We start from the raw sequence: 18,879 nt of genomic DNA, 5'->3' as shown, positions 1-18,879 counted from the left end.
GATTATCTCAGAATATAGAAAGGATGGCTTATTGATTATGCCATCCTTTCGTCTATTAATGTTTTATATCAATTTCGAGGGGTAGCTTTGTTTCTCTGTCTTCGATGGTCGATCAGATAGGCTCGCTCCTACACCCAAACAACAAAAAGGTCTGAGGCCTTATTTTTAAAATAAGAATTTTAAATTAAAACTTAAGATGACTAGTAAAAAATTACTTTCATTTTTTTTAGGAGTATTGTTTATCTTCACTTCTTGCAGCGATTCCAAAGATCCAAAAGATGCTATTCCCGCAGACGCCAACTATGTTGTTTGCGTTGATGCCAAATCATTGGTTACAAAATCCGAATATGATATATTCAGTAACCCCATGATTCAACAAGCTATAAGCATGTATAAAGTGACGTTGAAAGACGAAGCTGCAATAAAGTTGCTCGATAGCTTTCTGAATGATGCAAACTCTTTGGGCTTAGACCTGAAGGGCGACTTGTATTTCTACACAAACTACAAGGTTTATGGAGTAGTGGCAGGTGTTAATAATGCCGATAAGGTGAAAGAGGCACTGGTGAAATTCTCATTAGTACAAGAACAAGATATAAAGAAAGAAGGAGGCATATATACTGTTGCTCCCGAATCGCAGACCTGTGTAGCATGGAACGGTAATAAACTGTTGCTGTTGGTTGATATTGCATCAGCCTATGGTAATGCAAGTGATGTGAAGGAAACTCCTAATCTGGCAGAGTTGGCTCGAGTACAATTGAAGCAAGGTGCCGATAAAAGTATAAATTCGAATCCGGAATTTGTTGAATTTCTGAAAAGCAAAAAAGACATCTCGACTTTCTTTTCGATGAAAGGCATGGATAAGACTCTTCCTGATTTAGCGGGATTAGCAAAGGCAACAGATGTAACCATTCCGTTTAAGAAATTCTTATCTGATATCGATGGTGTATCTACAGGTATATATACTTCTTTCGAAAATGGAGAGGTCAGATTTGAAAATAAATATTTTTATGATTCGCCTGAGAGTGAGAAAAAATTTAAAGACCTGTTGGCTCAATTAAGTGGTAACATTAAAGGCGATCAACTGAAATATATTACCAATGATCCTTTATTTCTGGCTTCAGCCAATGTAAAAGGAGAGGGTGCATATTCTTATTTAGAGAAATTAGGGTTTATCGAATTACTCACCAAGGAACTTCCCGAAGGTGTTGAATCGGATGAAATCCAGAAAATTTTAAAAGATTTGAATGGAGATATCACTTTTGCGGTAACTTCTAAAACTGCCACGAAGCAGAAAGATGATATCTTTAGCGACATGGGAGCACCTACTCCCGAATTTGTTTTCTTTGCCGATATAACTAACCCTGAAGAGGTGATCGGCTTTATTAAACAACAATTGGCTAATGGTGAAATGAAATATACAGAACTATCGCCAACCAACTTTAAAATAAGCAGCAATAATGTAGATGTTTATTGGGGAGCAAACGGCAATACGTTTTTCTTTACCAATAACCAAGTGGTATACAATAACCTCAAAGCATCTGATCTGACTAGTAACTACTCGAATGTCATTAAGGATAAGTCTATTGTGATGTTGGGCGATTTGCAGGTATTGCAATCGTATATGACAAATAATATGGCGTTTCAGGCTTTCGGACCCTTCTTAAGTGAATTCGGAAAATATGAATTTGCCAGTGCCGGAGATTTGACAGGAGTGGGCAGACTCGAATTGGCTACTAAAGATAAAAATAGCTTAGCTGTTATTTGCAAACAATTGGATCAGTTAATATCCAGTTTTGGAGGCATGTTCAGATAAAACAACAAACAATACACAGTGATCGGTTAACACTCTAGTTGGCTGGTCACTGCTGACTGTTACCTGATTTAAATTAAGATGGATAAAATAGTCTTCCATAATACAATTCCTAAAATCTTCTCTAATGAAAGGGATTTGCAATCGGATGTCTGGTTGCAAGACTTTAGCTTCGAAAAAGGGCAATATTATCTGGTCGAAGCCAATTCGGGCACAGGAAAAAGCTCGCTTTGCAGCTATATATATGGCTACAGGGACGATTATTCGGGGAAAATACTGTTCGATGATACAGACATACGCAAATTAAAGACCAAACAGTGGGATAATATTCGTTGTACAAATATCAGCCTTCTTTTTCAGGAGCTTTGTCTTTTTCCTGAGTTGACAGCACTTGAAAATGTACAACTGAAGAATAATCTGACTCGTTATAAGGAAAATAATCAGATTGATGAGATGTTTCATATGTTGGGCATATCCAATAAAAAACATTCTTTAGTCGGAAAGATGTCTTGGGGACAACAACAGCGTGTTGCATTAATCCGTTGTTTGTGTCAGCCATTCGATTTTCTGATACTGGACGAACCCATTAGTCATCTGGATGACGAAAATGCGTCTATTGCCGCCGTATTGCTTCAGAGAGAGGCATGGCAACAGGGAGCAGCTATTATAGCAACATCAATCGGGAAAAATCTGCCATTGGAGTATATTAAAACTTTTGCTCTATGAAATTGATCTGGAAATTATTGCGGGAAAATATAAGTAAACCCCAGTTAATAGGTTTTGCAGTTACCAGCCTTATCGGGATGAGTATTGTTTTACTGGCCTTTCAGTTTTATTTTGATATCAATCCACTCTTTACCGGAAAAGACAAACTTCTTAAAGAGGACTATTTGACGATAACTAAAAAAGTAGGAATTTTGGGCGGTTTATCGTCACGATCCAATGGCTTTAGTCAAAACGAAATAGATGATCTGAAGAAGCAGTCGTTTGTGAAAAATGTAGGGGCTTTTACACCGTCGCAATTTAATGTATTCGGTGGATTTAATAGTCAGAAGCTTGGTATTGCATTTAATACCGAAATGTTTTTCGAATCGGTTCCCGATCATTTCATTGATGTAACATCCGACAGTTGGAGATTTTCTCCTGTTGACAATACGGTTCCCATTATTCTCCCTAAAAATTATTTAGACCTCTATAATTTCGGCTTTGCACAAGCTAGTTCTATGCCGAGAATTTCGGAACAATTAATCGGATTGATTAATCTTGATATATCTATAACAGGAAAAAACGGTCTCAGGCAGCAGATGAAAGGGCGTATCGTGGGTTTTTCGAACCGGATAAACTCGATATTGGTTCCCGAAACATTTATGACTTGGGCAAATCAGCAATATGGAGGTACTCCATCGGAGCCTGCCCGATTGATTATTGAGGTTTCTAATATAGCAGATCCTAACCTCTCGGGGTATTTTAAGGATAAAGGTTTTGAGATTAGTGGAGATAATACAACTGCCAGCAAGATGTCTTTCTTCCTGAAAATTATAATTGGAATTGTGGTTTCGGTAGGTGTGTTAATATGTGTATTGTCTTTCTTTATATTGGTATTGAGTATCTATTTGTTACTCGAGAAAAATATGAATAAATTAAGAACTTTACGGTTGATAGGATATAGTAAATCTATTGTTGTAAAGCCCTACGAATGGTTAGCTGTAGGCCTCAATCTGGTTATTCTGGTTCTGTCTTTAGCCATAACTTTTATTGTCAGGGCACAATACCTTAATTTCGTGGGAAAATTGCTTCCTGTGGCTGAGGCTCGGTTCTCGGTATATACACTACTTATAGGAATTACTATTTTCGTATTACTCTCTTTGTTGAATATTTTGATAATTAGAAGAAAGGTGAAATAAGCTTATTCTATTTTACTATCATATATTTCGCCAACAGGTATTCTTTAGCAGTCTAAGGATACTTGTTGGCGAAGTTTTTTTATTATGCTCTTAAAATCTAATATTAATCTAATAATTGAAACGAAAATTTATAAAAAAGAGTCTATCGCAAGAGAAGGTTGGGATAGAAACAATAATTATTTTATTTTTGAACAATTACAAAAATACGCATGAAATAATATAAACTATGAAAACTTTACTGATTGCAATTAGTACAACTATCTTATTATTATTTACCTCGTGTGAAGATGAAATGGGCGGTGGGGGAACTACAGGTGGAGGTAAAGATGAGTCTATGAATGGATATGTAAATTCTGTAGATAAATTAACTCCCATAATTGAGGACAAAGAAATTAGTTTTAATAATAATTGTTCCGATAGCTTATTTCATAGCTCTAATAACCTTTCGAGATAGAATAAGGATGTAATAATTATTACCTTTTGATACCAAACATCTTTTTATGAAACTACTGAAATTACCCCGATATCTACTCTTTCTGATTATCGGAATGTTATTATTATCTTCTTGTCAGAAAAATAAAATCTCACTAGATAAAGCTTATAATAGCTTAATTGTTGGAGAACCTGATATTGCACTTACTTTGCTGGACTCTATTGGTGACTTAGACGGGCTAGATAAAGATTCTTATATGCAATACATTGTCATTTATGTAGGTGCGAAATATGAAACGAAACAAGATATACAGGCAGACACTTTAATTTTCGAAGCACAACGATATTTCAATGAAATAGAAAAATCTAAATATAGCGATCTTGCAAATTATTATTCTGCACAGCTATATGATTATAGAGGTGATTTTTCAAAGGCTTTAGAGTCCTATATGCACACCGTGAACTCTACTTCTGAGAAACTTGATAATAGCTTATTGGTAAGTAAAAGTTTAAATAATATTGGATATATTTATTATCAACAGGAGCTTTATGATAGTGCTGTCGTAAATTATCAAAAGGCACTATCTTATTATGATAAAGTAGGTAATATTGATCAACGAAAATTAAGAATACTTACTAATATTGGTAGAGCTTATGAAGATAGTAATAGGCTTGACAGTGCCTATTATTATTTTAACAAGACTTTAAATAATGCAACAGAGGCAGGCAATGAAAAATATAAGAGTTTTTCTTTACAAAATCTAGCAGTGGTTTGCTATGGTATGGAGGAATATAATAAAGCGATAGAGTATTTCCATACAGCATTAGTGATGGATATTACTAATGCAGATCAAATTCGACAAATAAATCTCTATTTACTAAATACTTATAATAAAAAAGGAGATGTTAAGTCAGCTAAACAATATGCAGATTTGGTAATTGCCGATCTTCCCGAAGTAACATATAAATATACTTCCAAAGAGATGTATGCCGCTCTTGCTGAGTATTATAAGCAATTGGGTGATTACAAGCAGGCATTCGAATATAGTGAACTCGAAAAAATAACAAAAGAGCAGATTGCAAAAGAAGCAGATGCACCGGCTTTATTAGCTGCTGACAAAAACTACTACTTAGTAAAAAAGGAAAGAGAAGTACAAGAATTCAAGTCGCATATTAATTTCTTGCTTATAATCGGCTTAATTGTCTTCTGTGTTCTATTTGCATTTGTCCTATTTATTTGGAGGAATCATAAGAAAGATAAAGCTGAAATAAGAGAATGTGCAGATAAATACGAAATACTCAGAGGCTTGATATATTCGATGGGGAAAGAATATCCCCAAATAGAAGCCGAAATCAAGTCTATGCTGGCGGATGAGTAAACAGGATGATTCATTTCATTATGTTATAGCGTAATTGTATAATAATGTTTGCTTTACCTCTGGTGTTGTATTTCTGTAGGAATGATGATAATATAGTGCTTTAATCTTAAAACTATCAGTGAAGAAGAAATTGTTAAGTTGATAGACATGGAATTAATAACAGGCTATAAAGAAATAGAAGTAAATATCTTATACTTATAAAGAATAAAAAAGAGTGTTGTTTAATAAACAACACTCTTTTTTATTTGTCTATTATCAACATAGACTTTGAAAAAGAAATTTTCGAAGTATCAGGAATTTTTTTTACCGAGAAAGCATTCAGAACAAAATAAATGTTACTGATAGGTTCTACTAAAGGTTTTGAATAAAAAGCTTGATTATATTGGTAGTCCAAGTTATAATTATTGAATAGCATAGTACCTTTCAAATCTACAACTTCATTTAAAGTGGAAGATGAAGCTATGATCAATGAATATTGATTAAAATCACATTTAATTAATTCTTCTTTTAAAGTTTCAGGACAATAATTAAACAGTGGATTATCATTTAGCTGGGTTAACGAATTTATTAAATATACTTTTTGCTTAAACAAGTCTAAAATATGGGGGGCTATATTGGTCGTAGAATGCTTTTCAGTTAAATAAGGGTAACTTTTTTCAATATTGATTACTTGATATTCCTGTTCTTTTTGTTCTTCTTTGCAACCTATAAAAAAGATAATGAAAATAAATAAATAGTATTGTTTCATTACTAAATGGTTTAAGTTTGTATTAATAGTTATGTAACTGTGTTTATATGCTATCGGGGATTGAAAAGCGTATTTTGTGTGTCACTTTTGTCACTTTTGTAATCTTTTTCGATTTAAATCGTTTAATTGTAGGCGTTTAGCTTGTAGATAAAAGCGGCAAATATATTTACTGATGTAACTATTTTGTCACTACTTATATTCTGTTGTTTCTATAACCACCTTTTCCGCCTGAAGAAAACAAGTATACCTCCCGATGAAGCTAACATCAAACCGATGGCTACAATATATCCGTAGTCCCATTTGAGTTCGGGCATGATGTCGAAGTTCATTCCGTAGATACTCGCAATAAGGGTAGGGGGCATAAATATTACCGAAATAATGGTAAATATCTTGATGATTTTATTCTGCTCAATATTAACAAATCCGAGGAACGTATCTTGCAGATAATCAAGTCTGTCGAAGCTAAACTTGATATGTTCGAGTAGCGAGTTTATATCCTTTACGATAATGGTTAGTTTACCATGCAGCTCTCTGTTGATTAATTCGCTCTTTAACATGCTCGATACAGCCCGTTGCTTTTCGATTATATTTTCGCGCAACATCATAGTCTTTTCCTGAAGGTCTTTGATTTCCATCAACAGCTCTTCGTCGGCTTCTTCCATGGTCAGTGTATTACTCAGCGTGGTAATCTTTTGAGTCATTTCCTCGATCATATCAGCATCTACTTCTACCCGTGTTTCGAGTAGTGCAACAAACACATGATAGCCTGTAGGATAATTTCGTGGGTTGGCTGATATCTTCTTTACTGTTTCCTGAAACGAAGTAAGATCCTCGTCACGAACAGTTATCAGTATATTATTCTTCAGAATGAATGAGACCAATTCTTTCTCGAAATTGGGACGTAAGAAGTTAAAATTGACAACCAGCGAATCGTACGTTTCTATATATCGGGATGACATCTCAATCTCTATCATCTCTTCCTCTTCCTGAATATATATTTTCAGATAATCCTCTAATTCGTTCTCTATTTCTTCATCAACGTTGTTCAAGTCTATCCACAGAAAATTCTTAATTGGATTAGTCTTCAAGAACTCGATACTGCGACTGATACGAATTACATTGTCTTTGTGATAGAATAATCTTACTTCAGACATAATAAGTATTTAGTTATGAGTTACTGGTTGTTAACTGTTCTGTTGTCTTGCCAAAGCAATAAACAGGGTCTGTGACCCCTATTCTTTACGTCTGATGCCGGCGTCTTCTGCACCTTGCGGCATGTGTTCACGTGTAAGGTTTGTCAAATATACAAATTCTTCCACTGACAATTGTTCGGGACGTCTCTCAAAAATAGGGTCTGTATATATAGCATTGTCTTTGCCCAAAAGCGGTTTCATCGAATTACGTAATGTCTTGCGGCGTTGGTTGAAAGAAGTCTTGATAACTGTCTTGAACAGCTTCTCATCACAACCCAGGCTTTCCCTATTATTACGTACCAATCGTATGACAGCCGATTTTACTTTGGGAGGCGGATCGAAAACAGTTTCGCTTACCGTAAACAGATATTCGATATCGTACCATGCCTGTAGGAGCACGCTAAGTATTCCGTATGCTTTTTTACCGGGTTTCGATGCAATACGTTCGGCAACTTCTTTTTGAAGCATACCCGAGCAGCATGGAATATGCTTTCGGTAATCGAGAACTTTAAAGAATATTTGAGAAGAGATATTATAAGGGTAGTTACCTATAATACAAAACTGATCGGGATAAATATCCGTTGGGTTCAGTTGCAGGAAGTCACCTTCGATGATATGTCCTTTTAGAGCAGGAAAATGTTGGTTGAGATATGGAACCGATTCGCGGTCAATTTCTATAACGGTAAGATCGCGATTTTTTTCGAGCAAATACTGGGTCAGTACCCCCATTCCGGGACCAACTTCTATTATGGGAACATCCGAAAAATCGTCTAAAGTATCAGCTATTTGCTTCGCTATTTGCAAATCTTTCAAAAAATGTTGTCCCAGAAATTTCTTTGCTCTTACGTCTCCCATCTATATATCTTAAAGTCTAAGACTCGTTTATTGCTTTGGCTGGTGTAACAATCAAAGCTTGTTATTATTCAGTAATGCAAATTATTTAATGCTATATTTTATACTTATAGGTTGTACATGTGTGGCTGTAGTCTATCGGCGAACACACAGCGTCACCCTTACTTAAAGAAATAAAAAGGTCTGAGACCTCATTTTATTAAATATCCTTATATTTGCAACGAACAAAGTTAATGAATTTATCATTGTAATACGCATCAATGCTATTCATTTACACCGAATAAGTAAACATAATGGATATTAATCAAACCGACGAACCTCAGAAAGAAGGATCAGTAATAAGTAAATTTTTGAAAGTACTTATCCCTTTAGCTCTAGGGGTAGCAGTGTTGTGGCTTTTATACCGTGACACGGATTTTGGTAAAATGTGGATCACTATCAAGGATGCTAACTTTGCTATCCTTTTGTTTTCCCTTATTTTTGGTGCCTTAGGCAACGTTATACGGGGTTTCAGATGGAAGTTGTTGATAGAGCCACTGGGCTATCATCCTCCAACATCAAGCTTAGTGTATTCTGTATTGGGTAGCTATGCTGTCAATATTGCAATACCACGTGGTGGAGAGGTCTGGAGATGTGCGGTTATTTCGAAAGATGAAAAAATACCTTTTACAAAACTCTTTGGAACTATGCTTCTTGATAGAGTTAGCGATACTGTAATGGTTGCTTGTATTATTTTGTTGGCATGCTGCTTTAATGTTGATTTCTTTCTTTCTTATATAAAGGAAAATCAGGCATTATCGCAATCTATACATAATGTGTTTTCATCGCTGTGGACTATCGGAAGCATTATTGGTGTTATTCTTTTCATTATAATTGTATTCACAGTATTTAAAAATACAGCCCCTATCATTAAAGTTAAAGGCTTCTTCAAATCGATAGGACAAGATATGAAGGCTGTGTTTAAGATGAAGAAAAAGTCTCGCTTTGTAATCTATAGTGTTGGCATTTGGCTGTCTTATTTTTTATATTTCTATATTACTTTCTACGCATTTGATTTCACAAGAGATTTAGGTCTTACCGCAGGTCTCATTGCTTTTGCTCTAAGTAGCTTAAGTATGGCCATTCCTACAAATGGAGGTATGGGCGTTTGGCATGCTGCAGTGGTGCTATCTCTGGGATTGTATGGTGTTGCTAAAGATTCGGGAGAGGCATTTGCTTTTGCTGTTTTTGCGATCCAATCATTGTGGATTGTATTATGTGGACTATTTGGAATGGGAGCATTGGTCGTAAAGAGCAGGCATAAATGAAAAGATTAATATGCATATTTTTATGTATAGGATTTCTTTTTCCTGTATTTAGTGAAAATCTTTTATCTCTTGATTTTAACTCTATAGAAAAGGATACGGATGAACCCCTGCTTGTTGGTTACGGTTATATTCAAGTTTGGGATATGCTGAACAAGAAGAAAGAGATTGCAGATACAGATTTATATAAATTGGAAGCCTTCACGAGGCTCAAAGACGGACAGGATCAATTCTCATATTATATTCTTGAAGAAGTAAATTGGGGAGACTCTTTCAAGTCTTTTTTGATCTATGAAGACTATGAATCGGAATCTGCTATATGGTTAGCCAATTATGATAAAAATTATAACTTGATCGACTTTCTGGAAGTCTATTATGATAATGCAGAAGGAGCCTGGACAACAACGGCTAAGATATACCGGAAGCAGCACGTGATTGAATTAACTCAATATGATGCTTATGGAACTCCCGATACAACTATAAAAAAAGTTCTGGTGTCGCCAAGTGGAAAAATAAAACAATAAAATATACTTATTATGGCAAAAGAAATATTAAACCTGAAACCTGAAAGTGTTTGGAAACATTTTTATGAGTTGACTCAAATACCTCGTCCGACCGGACATACCAAGGCTGTCGAAAAATATGTAGTTGATTTTGCTAAATCACTAAATATAGACGTTAAGCAGGATAAGGTAGGTAATGTACTTATTACAAAACCTGCGTCGAAAGGTATGGAGAATGCTCCGACTGTAATCCTGCAAGCACATTTGGATATGGTACCGCAAAAGAATTCGAATGTAAAACATGATTTCCTAAAAGATCCCATTGATGCTTATATTGACGGAGATAAGGTGAAAGCCCGTTCTACCACTTTAGGTGCCGACAATGGTATTGGTGCAGCTGCTATTCTGGCTGTTATGGAAGACAATAGCCTTAAACACGGTAAAATAGAGGGACTCTTTACTATCGACGAAGAAGAAGGTATGGTAGGAGCATTTGGTCTCGAAGCCGGATTCTTAACGGGAAGTATACTTTTGAATCTGGATACAGAAGAAGAAGGTGAGCTTTGTGTTGGTTGTGCAGGAGGTATTGACGAAAATGTATCGTGGCAGTTCAAAGAAGTTGAAGTTCCCGAAGGTGATGTTGCTGTCAAAATAAGCCTTACAGGGCTTAAAGGCGGTCACTCCGGTGGTGAAATTCACTTGGGAAGAGGTAATGCTAATAAACTGATGTTTCGCTTGCTTAAAAAGGCAGTAGCCGAAGTTGAAGCTCGTCTTTCATTTGTAGACGGGGGGTCGCTACGTAACGCAATACCTAGAGAAGCATTTGCAATTGTAACAGTTCCTGCCGAAAATGTGGATGATCTTTTAGACTTGGTTGATGAATATAATGATATTTACAATGAAGAGTATCGAGATATAGAAAACAATCTGACCTTAAAAGCAGAGAAAACCGATTTACCTAAAACGTTGATCCCTGAAGAAATTCAAGACGATCTTATCAATGCTGTAGAAGCATGCCCTAATGGTGTGATAAGTATGTTGCAGGAATTTCCGGGGACAGTAGAGGCTTCAACAAATATAGCTTCAGTAAAATCGAGTGAAGGAAAAGTCGAGATAAAATTCCTTACACGCAGTTCGTCCGAAACAAAAAAACAGGCACTTGATTCCAGTATCCAAAGCTTATTTTCGTTAGCTGATGCTAAGGTTGAAGCAGTAAATGCTTATCCGGGATGGCAGCCTAATATACATTCTAAGACTTTGCAGGTAATGAAGGATGTATATAATGCAAAATTCGGAAAAGACCCTATCGTTCAGGTTGTGCATGCAGGTCTTGAGTGTGGAATCATCTTAGACAGTACTCCGGGATTGGATATTGTTTCATTTGGTCCGACTATCATGAATCCTCATTCACCCGATGAGCTCGTGGAAATTGATACAGTAGCGAAATTTTATGACTATCTGATTACTATTCTTGAAGAATTGAAATAAGAGATTGGTTTAAATGACTGTTGTTTACACTTCAAAATATTAAAAGGCTGAGACCTTAATAACCGTAAAAAATATTTTTTACGGTTATTTTTTTGATCAAATTCGACTGTTGTTTTTAAGTTCGATATCTTTGTTAGATATGCAACGAAGTCCCAGACTTCTACAAACCTTAAAAATATCTCTAATGAAAAAGATTATTTATCTATTCTGTATTTCTTTTCTTTTACTCAGTTGCGGAGGGAAAACAAACAAGACCAATGTTGTTTCTGATACTGAAACCTTTAAAGTTCTTCAATTTAATATATGGCAGGAAGGTACTGTGGTGCCGGGAGGATACGAGGCTATTATTCAGCAGATACTCGATTCGAAAGCCGATTTTGTGACATTGAGCGAAGTCCGGAATTATGATGATACCCGATTCTGTGATAGAATTGTTCAATCGTTAAAAGATAGCGGGCAAGTGTTCTATTCTTTTTATAGTTATGATTCGGGTATTCTTTCCCGTTATCCGATTATAGATTCAACAACCGTATATCCATGTGTAGATGATCACGGGAGTGCATATCGGGCATTAGTGGATATGAACGGACAGGAAGTGGCTGTTTATACCACTCACTTGGATTATCTGAATGATACGTATTATGACGTAAAAGGCTATAATGGATCTACTTGGAAAAAACGTACCCCTATGCTTGATGTAGATTCGATTCTGGCCGATAATGTATTATCTAAAAGAGACGATGGTATGAAAGCGATTCTTGAAAAGGCAAAGGAAGACAGGGCAAAGAATAGGATTGTTATTATAGGCGGAGATTTTAATGAACCATCGCATCAGGACTGGATTGAAAGCACAAAAGATATGTTTGACCGACATGGAGTCGTTGTCCCCTGGACTGTAAGCACTATGCTTGCTGATGAAGGATATGTAGATGCATATCGTAAAGCTCATCCTGATCCTGCTACTCATCCCGGTATAACTTTTCCTGCCGATAATCCATTAGTAGATATAAGCAAGCTGACATGGACACCCGATGCCGATGAACGTGAGCGTGTCGATTTTATTTATTACGCACCTTTCGATGGGTTGGAATTGGATAATGCTATCATATGGGGACCTGATGGTTCTATTGCATACAGTAAAAGAGTAAAAGACAATACGCAGGATCCTTTTGGAATAGGCAAGGGAATTTGGCCTACCGACCATAAAGCGGTATTAGCATCATTTACATTAAATAAGAAGAAGTGAAAGTATTAATCTGATTGATAAAAAAGGCAGTTTTAGGCTGCTTTTTTATATCTATTTATGCTTTACGTGCTACCGATAAAAATACCGTTCTTGAGGTACTGCCTACAGCTGTTTGCATAGCCCACCATTTCATTTCATACCAGCGCCATTCACCTGCTGCAACTTGCACTTGTACATTCGAAGTTATAACTTCGGCATAAACAGTTGTCCAGTAAACGATATTGTTAACATCTACCTGCAAAAAACTACCGGGGGTAACGGTTTGATTTAATGCTGTTCTGTTTTCATTTACTTCTGTAGCAAATGTCTGTAAACTGATAAGCTGATTTTGTGTTGAAACGTTATATATGCGTGGACTATAGAAAGTGGCATCATAATATGCCAAGTCCATTTTTAAACCATCAATAATAGGTAACTGAGTTGGAAACTGAGTCGATAAAAGAACCCCGTTTGCAAGCCCTGTTGTATTGAATACTCCCGAAAATGTAATAAAACTTCCGATATCTAGCTCTAAGGTACCGCTTACGCCAACAGTACAAGTATTTCCGAGTACGTTAATATTAAAATAAGCTGTTGCCGGAGAATCAAGAAGAGGAGTTCCTGATAAAGTATATCTTAAGACCCCGTTTCCTTGCTGTAATACTCCTGCTTGCAGCGTAGCTGTAAGCCCTGTATTACCCGTTGAAGGGATTGGTGAGCCTGCAGGATAAGATGCACCGTTACCGCCTATGTAGGGTATTTCCATAATCCCGTCATAAGGTACTCCGGCATTGAATGTCGTTGGGTTGATTGTTGCTCCTGTACATTGTATCCCCGATATGCCGGGAGCCAGTATTTCTTCGGAAGCCAGTCTTACCCATACTGATCCGTCCCACGTTAAATAGCCTTCTATTTTGAAATTTCCGGCAGCTGTATTGTAAACAGTGAGACCTACTGCAGGGTTAGGAACTGTTGTTTGATCTGTATTGGAATCTAGTGCTACCCTGGGGAAAAGTACCCCTTTATTTGTGCTGGTAACTTCAAGCATCGCCGAAGAGGAAATATTTGTGGTGCCAATCCCTACCTGTGCATAGATAACCACTATGCATAGTTGAAATAATATGGATGTTAAAATTTTCTTGTTCATGTGTAATGTTTTATAATTAGGTTGACAACACATTATGCTTTTCGGATAACTGACATGAATATTACTTTTTGAGTGCCGATTTGCATTGCCCACCATTTCATTTCATACCAACGCCATACACCGGGAACAATTTGTACCTGTACATTGGCAGTTATCACTTCAGCAGCAGCAGTTGTCCAATAAACGAGATCGTTATTATCGACTTGCATGCTGGCTCCAGATGTAACGGTTTGATTCAGATTGCTTCTGTATTCATTTACTTGTGTTGCAAATGATTGTAAGCTTATTAGTTGGCTGGTCGCATTTGTATTGATAATTCTGGGTCTGTAAAAAGTGGCATCATAATATATCAAGTCCATTCTTAGACCGTCTATAAGGGGCAGACCGGTTTTTAGAGATGATAAGTATGTTCCGGTAGTTATACCTGTAGTAGGTATGGATGTAATAAGAGTCTGGGATAATCCAACACCCAAAGTTGCTCCACTTACGGCTGCACTACAGCTTTGTCCTAAAAAGTTAATGTTAAACATTGCAGGTACGGGCGAGTCGTATAAAGGAGTTCCCGATAGAGTAAAAGTTAGTTCACCTGCCCCATATGCAAGAGTCCCGGCTTGTAAAGTTGCCGTCAACCCTGTATTGTATCCGGTTGATGGTATGGCGGTTCCGGCAGGATAAATACCTCCATTTCCTCCAGTGTAGGGTACTGTCATGGTTCCGCTATAAGGTACTCCGGCTTGAAAAACAGCTGGACTTATTTTTGCATTTTCACATTGTAAAGTTGATATGGCAGGCGAGGCAGTAGCTGTAAGATTAATTTTTTTCCAGCTTGTTCCATCCCAGCACACAAGTCCTTGATAGACTAAGCCTCCGGTTCCGGTATTATAAATTAAAAGCCCTTCTTCGGGGTTAGGTATCGTTGTCTGATCGGTATCTGATATTAAAGCTATTCTGGGAAACAATACCCCTTGATTACTACTGCTTATATCAAGTACTGTTGAAGCATTAGGAGTTTCTGTTCCGATTCCTATTACTTGGGCATATATAAGGCTTGTTGATAGCCATAAGCTATAAAAAGTAAAAAATAAAATTCTTTTTTTCATAAGTAAAACTGATTATAGCCGTTAGGATTTTCTGACTAATGACATAAAAATAATTTTCACAGTGTTTATCTCCATTGCCCACCAGGTCATTTCATACCAGCGCCAGACTGATGGACTTACCTGTACCTGTAGATCGGTAACAACGGTTGAAGATGTTGAGGAGCTCCAGGCAACCGTAAAGTTTGGGGTGGTAGTTCTTGCAGTTACATTTACATAATCCCAATCACTGGCTGTTACTTCTGTATTTCTATAAATAGTTCTATTTAGATTTGTTACATTCTGAAGACCTACAACAGAGAAAGTTTGGAAACTTACAATTTTTTGTTCGGAGCTTACATTATATACTCTAGGGTAATAAGTTGCTGCCCCATTTGAGATAAGATCCATACGTAAGCCATCAACAGTAGGCAATTGCGTTGGATAATAAGTTGATAAAATAGTTCCGTTTACATTCTGTGCTTGAGTTAAACTCGCTATAAATGATAGCTGTTGTCCAACTTCTATTTGTTGTCCACTTAATGCAGCTATACAGTTAAAACCAAACTCGTTAATATTGAATAAAGCTGCTGTGGGCGAAGAGTAAGCGGGCGTCCCTGTAAGCCGATACACCAACTGTCCGCTACCTGTTGCCAATACACCAGTCTCACGTGTTGCAGTCAGCCCTGTATTGACTAACGAAGTCATAGGTGTACCTGTGTTATATGCTCCTCCGTTACCTCCTGTATATGGAATAGTCATTATACCATCATAAGGCACACCGGCCGTAAACGTAGCCGGAGAAAATTCGGCTCTGTTGCAGAGTAAGCCGGTTATAACAGGATTGACAACAGTTGTAAGGGTTAATTTTTCCCATTCTGTACCTGTCCAATATACATATCCGGGCGTATCTAATCCTCCCGTTCCTGTATTATAGATGAGAAGCCCGACAGACGGATTGGCAATGGTAGTTATGTCTGTAGTCGATGTTAAGCCGATTTTAGGAAAAAGAACTCCTTTATTAGTGCTTACTACTTGAAGAATGGCGGATGGATCAACTGTTGCTGTTCCGATTCCAACTCCATGAGTTGTTTGGGCATATGTGAAATTTATCGCATAGATACAAACGATAATCAAAGGTAAGATTTTTTTTACCATAGTTTAATACTTTTATAAGCGGTAATAGAATATGATACTATTAGCCTTTCTGTAAATCTGGATCCTATTTGTTCAGTAGTTAATTTAGTGTATAATCTATTTGATAAAATTTTAATAGATGATATTGATTCTATCTCTAAATAATAATCACACGCAAATTGTACAATAAATAAAACAAGAAAACTTAAAATAAGTTTGAGAAAAGATAGGAAAATTGCTTTTAGTTTACTTTTTTAGTTAAAATAAAGACACGCCTATCAGTCGGGTTTTCTTTGAACAGAAACTCCGTTTATAAGCTGTTGGTTGATAAAATGTTATATTGATATGTGCAAAGATAACTTTTTTTTTAAGAAATACTAAAAAAGGAGGATAATTTTGGGACTATAATATGATCTACGCCTTAAAATCCCGTATGGATCTTAAGGCGTAGACTTATTTTTTTCTTATTTTTTTGTTGAAAATAAATACGCAAAATCATTAATTGGGTAGCGAAAATTATAAATAATCTTCAAAATAGCGTGTGATATGTTCATGAAGATGTACACGATCGTGGCCCGTCATGTTATGTCCGTGTCCCGGATAGATGAACAAATCGGGGTGTGTGCCTTTCTTTATAGCTGATTTTACAAACTGTAAATTATGTTGTAATACAACCGTTGGATCTTCATCTCCGTGAATAAGTAGTAATCTGCCTTTTAGGTCTCCTGCACGATCTACCATGTTTGTTTCAGCATAGCCTTCGGGATTTTCTTTTGGTGAATCCATATAGCGTTCTCCATACATAATTTCATAATACTTCCAGTCGGTAACAGGCCCTCCTGCTACACCGACTTTGAATGTTTCGGGGTGACGGAGCATCAAATTTAATGTCATAAATCCACCATAACTCCATCCATGCACACCTATTCTATTTGTGTCAACATATGGCAATGATTTAAGAAATTCTACCCCTGTCATCTGATCTTGGGTTTCTGTTACACCCAATTGACGGTGTGTGATGTTTTCAAAGTCGATCCCTCTGTTCGAAGTTCCTCTGTTGTCAATTGTGAAAACAACGTAGCCTTTTTCTGCCATGTAAATATCCCATCCGCGTGCCTGTCCCATCCATGAATTATCTACTAGCTGAGAGTGAGGACCTCCATATACATAAACAATGGTAGGATATTTCTTAGACGAATCGTAATTCATAGGCTTAACTAATCGATAATACAGGTCAGTTTTTCCATCATTGGCTTTTATTGATCCTATAACGATTTCGGGCATTGTAATTTTAGCATAAGGATCTTTAGCTTGAAAGAAAGTATGGCTCTTGTTGGATTTGGTTTCAGTTATAGCTATTTTTCCCGGATTGTACTGCGAAGTGTATTGATCTAAGATATACTTTCCCGAGGTACTTACCTTTGCCGAGTGAGTGCCTTCCTCCTTAGATAATTGAGTTCTTTTTCCACTTTTCAGATTAAGCTGATAAATATGCTTTTCGATTGGCGATACTTCTGTTGAGATATAGTATAAATTGTTGCCTGCTTCGTCGAAACCCAGAACTTCGGTAATATCCCAATTGCCTGATGTCAGTTGTTTTTTTAAGTTCCCGTTTACATCATATTGATACAGGTGATTATGCCCGTCTCTTTTGCTTTGCCATAAAAATGACTGAGGATCGTTTTTTAAGAACAATACCGGATTCTCAGGTTCTACATATTTGGAGTGGATTTCGGTAAACAGGGTAGCATCCTGCTTCCCTGATATGGCGTTGTAACGGATAACTTTACAAGTATCCTGCCCTCTGTTTAGCTCAGCTAGGTAGATGTATTTCTCATCGGGGCTCCATGCGATATTCGTTAGATATTTTTCTTTTGGTGTTCCAGTGTTTAAGAATATTGTTTTTTGAGTTTCGAGATTGAAGATACCTATCGTTACATTGTGGCTCTTCATTCCGGCCATCGGATATTTGATATCTTTTAGTTCTGCTATACGTGTAGATATATCTACAAGAGGATAATCGGTGACCATGGTTTCATCCATTCGGTAAAAGGCAAGCTGCTTGCCCGAAGGTGACCAGAAAGTGCCTTTCTTGATCCCAAATTCGTTACGATGTACCGCCTGTCCATTTATAATACCTTTGTCTGAATCTGATGTAATTGCAATTTCATTCCCCAATTGCGATACATATAGGTTGTTGTCTTTGGTATAAGCAAAAGTCTTACTCACATCCGAGAAATCGTGATTGGAAGTACCTTTGGGTAAATTATATGTGGCAATAATCTGATTCGTTTCTATATTGTACAGAAAAGTTTCACCTCCATTATTAAGAATAACGATTTTCTCTTTGGCATAAGGAAAGCTAACCGATATTAAAGACTTTATTGAGCCTTTTCCATTTGCTTCTAAACCGGAGTTGATTGTTTTTTTGTCAATCAGAAGGATATCTGTTTCTTTTTCTGATTTTGCCACAGTCATTATAGAATCTCCCTTGACATATACAGGCGTATCGCCCCACCATTGTAGCTGTTGAGGGAACGAGATTCTGTATTTAGCATACGAATTGCCTCCCGGAATCAAATCTTCTAAGGTAAGTGGAATGGATGCGTCTTGTGCCATTGATATAAACGATGATAATGTACAAATTGTGATAAAACAGACTCTTAGGATCTTCATAGTTA

General features: G+C 36.7%; 16 protein-coding genes. 9 read left to right on the top strand and 7 right to left on the bottom strand.

All coding sequences use genetic code 11. The features are described from left to right. Positions 1–196: 196 nt before the first annotated feature. The 5 genes from G7051_RS06780 (at position 197) to G7051_RS06760 (ending at position 5,525) form a co-directional block, all read left to right on the top strand. Complete coding sequence (locus tag G7051_RS06780) at positions 197–1,813, top strand: DUF4836 family protein (protein WP_166112870.1); 1,617 nt, start codon at positions 197–199, stop codon at positions 1,811–1,813. A gap of 78 nt (positions 1,814–1,891) precedes the next feature. Beyond that, positions 1,892–2,536: an ATP-binding cassette domain-containing protein gene (locus tag G7051_RS06775; protein WP_166199150.1), complete on the top strand. Its 645-nt coding sequence runs from the start codon at positions 1,892–1,894 to the stop codon at positions 2,534–2,536. After that, a complete protein-coding gene (locus tag G7051_RS06770) occupies positions 2,533–3,714 on the top strand; it encodes an ABC transporter permease (RefSeq protein ID WP_166199149.1) in 1,182 nt (393 codons plus the stop codon). The genes G7051_RS06775 and G7051_RS06770 overlap by 4 nt, the downstream gene beginning before the upstream one ends. Positions 3,715–3,940: 226 nt before the next feature. Continuing rightward, a complete protein-coding gene (locus tag G7051_RS06765) occupies positions 3,941–4,168 on the top strand; it encodes a hypothetical protein (protein ID WP_166199148.1) in 228 nt (75 codons plus the stop codon). A gap of 46 nt (positions 4,169–4,214) precedes the next feature. Further along, positions 4,215–5,525, top strand: a complete 1,311-nt coding sequence (locus G7051_RS06760; RefSeq protein WP_166199147.1) for a tetratricopeptide repeat protein — start codon at positions 4,215–4,217, stop codon at positions 5,523–5,525. A 241-nt stretch (positions 5,526–5,766) separates the two neighbouring features. Here G7051_RS06760 and G7051_RS06755 read toward each other — a convergent pair whose 3' ends face one another. The 3 genes from G7051_RS06755 to rsmA form a co-directional block, all read right to left on the bottom strand. After that, positions 5,767–6,273, bottom strand: a complete 507-nt coding sequence (locus G7051_RS06755; RefSeq protein ID WP_166199146.1) for a hypothetical protein — start codon at positions 6,271–6,273, stop codon at positions 5,767–5,769. A gap of 209 nt (positions 6,274–6,482) precedes the next feature. Then, a complete protein-coding gene (gene corA / locus G7051_RS06750) occupies positions 6,483–7,427 on the bottom strand; it encodes a magnesium/cobalt transporter CorA (RefSeq protein WP_166199145.1) in 945 nt (314 codons plus the stop codon). Between the two features lie 78 nt (positions 7,428–7,505). Further along, positions 7,506–8,321 (bottom strand): 16S rRNA (adenine(1518)-N(6)/adenine(1519)-N(6))-dimethyltransferase RsmA, encoded by an 816-nt coding sequence (gene rsmA, locus G7051_RS06745; RefSeq protein ID WP_166112852.1) that lies wholly within the window; start codon positions 8,319–8,321, stop codon positions 7,506–7,508. A gap of 290 nt (positions 8,322–8,611) precedes the next feature. Here rsmA and G7051_RS06740 point away from each other — a divergent pair, with 290 nt between their 5' ends. The 4 genes from G7051_RS06740 (at position 8,612) to G7051_RS06725 (ending at position 12,859) form a co-directional block, all read left to right on the top strand. After that, positions 8,612–9,625 carry a lysylphosphatidylglycerol synthase transmembrane domain-containing protein gene (locus tag G7051_RS06740; RefSeq protein ID WP_255493342.1) on the top strand — a complete coding sequence of 338 codons (1,014 nt, stop codon included), beginning with the start codon at positions 8,612–8,614 and terminating at the stop codon, positions 9,623–9,625. Further along, positions 9,622–10,146 carry a hypothetical protein gene (locus tag G7051_RS06735; RefSeq protein WP_166112849.1) on the top strand — a complete coding sequence of 175 codons (525 nt, stop codon included), beginning with the start codon at positions 9,622–9,624 and terminating at the stop codon, positions 10,144–10,146. Before G7051_RS06740 ends, G7051_RS06735 begins: the two co-directional genes overlap by 4 nt. Before the next feature lie 12 nt (positions 10,147–10,158). Then, a complete protein-coding gene (locus tag G7051_RS06730) occupies positions 10,159–11,613 on the top strand; it encodes an aminoacyl-histidine dipeptidase (RefSeq protein WP_166199144.1) in 1,455 nt (484 codons plus the stop codon). A gap of 184 nt (positions 11,614–11,797) precedes the next feature. Then, positions 11,798–12,859 carry an endonuclease/exonuclease/phosphatase family protein gene (locus tag G7051_RS06725; protein WP_166199143.1) on the top strand — a complete coding sequence of 354 codons (1,062 nt, stop codon included), beginning with the start codon at positions 11,798–11,800 and terminating at the stop codon, positions 12,857–12,859. A 55-nt stretch (positions 12,860–12,914) separates the two neighbouring features. Here the strand turns inward: G7051_RS06725 and G7051_RS06720 are convergent, their stop codons facing one another. From G7051_RS06720 to G7051_RS06705, 4 genes are all read right to left on the bottom strand, one after another. Next, complete coding sequence (locus tag G7051_RS06720; protein ID WP_166199142.1) at positions 12,915–13,985, bottom strand: hypothetical protein; 1,071 nt, start codon at positions 13,983–13,985, stop codon at positions 12,915–12,917. 32 nt (positions 13,986–14,017) lie between these two features. After that, the gene (locus G7051_RS06715) at positions 14,018–15,085 is read right to left on the bottom strand and encodes a hypothetical protein (RefSeq protein WP_166199141.1); all 1,068 of its coding nucleotides are present in this window, start codon (positions 15,083–15,085) and stop codon (positions 14,018–14,020) included. Between the two features lie 21 nt (positions 15,086–15,106). Continuing rightward, positions 15,107–16,219, bottom strand: coding sequence for a hypothetical protein (locus G7051_RS06710; protein ID WP_166112834.1), 1,113 nt, complete (start codon positions 16,217–16,219; stop codon positions 15,107–15,109). Between the two features lie 495 nt (positions 16,220–16,714). Continuing rightward, positions 16,715–18,874, bottom strand: a complete 2,160-nt coding sequence (locus G7051_RS06705; RefSeq protein WP_166199140.1) for a S9 family peptidase — start codon at positions 18,872–18,874, stop codon at positions 16,715–16,717. Between the last annotated feature and the right edge of the window lie 5 nt (positions 18,875–18,879).

Origin of the sequence: Dysgonomonas sp. HDW5B (assembly GCF_011299335.1) — a bacterium.
Lineage (GTDB): Bacteria > Bacteroidota > Bacteroidia > Bacteroidales > Dysgonomonadaceae > Dysgonomonas_A.
This window is presented reverse-complemented; position numbering and strand designations above follow the sequence as displayed.

Excerpts from the sequence above, each read along its gene's own strand:
- G7051_RS06780 (WP_166112870.1), top strand. The coding sequence starts at position 197 with ATGACTAGTAAAAAATTACTTTCATTTTTTTTAGGAGTATTGTTTATC.
- G7051_RS06775 (WP_166199150.1), top strand. The coding sequence starts at position 1,892 with ATGGATAAAATAGTCTTCCATAATACAATTCCTAAAATCTTCTCTAAT.
- G7051_RS06770 (WP_166199149.1), top strand. The coding sequence starts at position 2,533 with ATGAAATTGATCTGGAAATTATTGCGGGAAAATATAAGTAAACCCCAG.
- G7051_RS06765 (WP_166199148.1), top strand. The coding sequence starts at position 3,941 with ATGAAAACTTTACTGATTGCAATTAGTACAACTATCTTATTATTATTT.
- G7051_RS06760 (WP_166199147.1), top strand. The coding sequence starts at position 4,215 with ATGAAACTACTGAAATTACCCCGATATCTACTCTTTCTGATTATCGGA.
- G7051_RS06755 (WP_166199146.1), bottom strand. The coding sequence starts at position 6,273 with ATGAAACAATACTATTTATTTATTTTCATTATCTTTTTTATAGGTTGC.
- corA (WP_166199145.1), bottom strand. The coding sequence starts at position 7,427 with ATGTCTGAAGTAAGATTATTCTATCACAAAGACAATGTAATTCGTATC.
- rsmA (WP_166112852.1), bottom strand. The coding sequence starts at position 8,321 with ATGGGAGACGTAAGAGCAAAGAAATTTCTGGGACAACATTTTTTGAAA.
- G7051_RS06740 (WP_255493342.1), top strand. The coding sequence starts at position 8,612 with ATGGATATTAATCAAACCGACGAACCTCAGAAAGAAGGATCAGTAATA.
- G7051_RS06735 (WP_166112849.1), top strand. The coding sequence starts at position 9,622 with ATGAAAAGATTAATATGCATATTTTTATGTATAGGATTTCTTTTTCCT.
- G7051_RS06730 (WP_166199144.1), top strand. The coding sequence starts at position 10,159 with ATGGCAAAAGAAATATTAAACCTGAAACCTGAAAGTGTTTGGAAACAT.
- G7051_RS06725 (WP_166199143.1), top strand. The coding sequence starts at position 11,798 with ATGAAAAAGATTATTTATCTATTCTGTATTTCTTTTCTTTTACTCAGT.
- G7051_RS06720 (WP_166199142.1), bottom strand. The coding sequence starts at position 13,985 with ATGAACAAGAAAATTTTAACATCCATATTATTTCAACTATGCATAGTG.
- G7051_RS06715 (WP_166199141.1), bottom strand. The coding sequence starts at position 15,085 with ATGAAAAAAAGAATTTTATTTTTTACTTTTTATAGCTTATGGCTATCA.
- G7051_RS06710 (WP_166112834.1), bottom strand. The coding sequence starts at position 16,219 with ATGGTAAAAAAAATCTTACCTTTGATTATCGTTTGTATCTATGCGATA.
- G7051_RS06705 (WP_166199140.1), bottom strand. The coding sequence starts at position 18,874 with ATGAAGATCCTAAGAGTCTGTTTTATCACAATTTGTACATTATCATCG.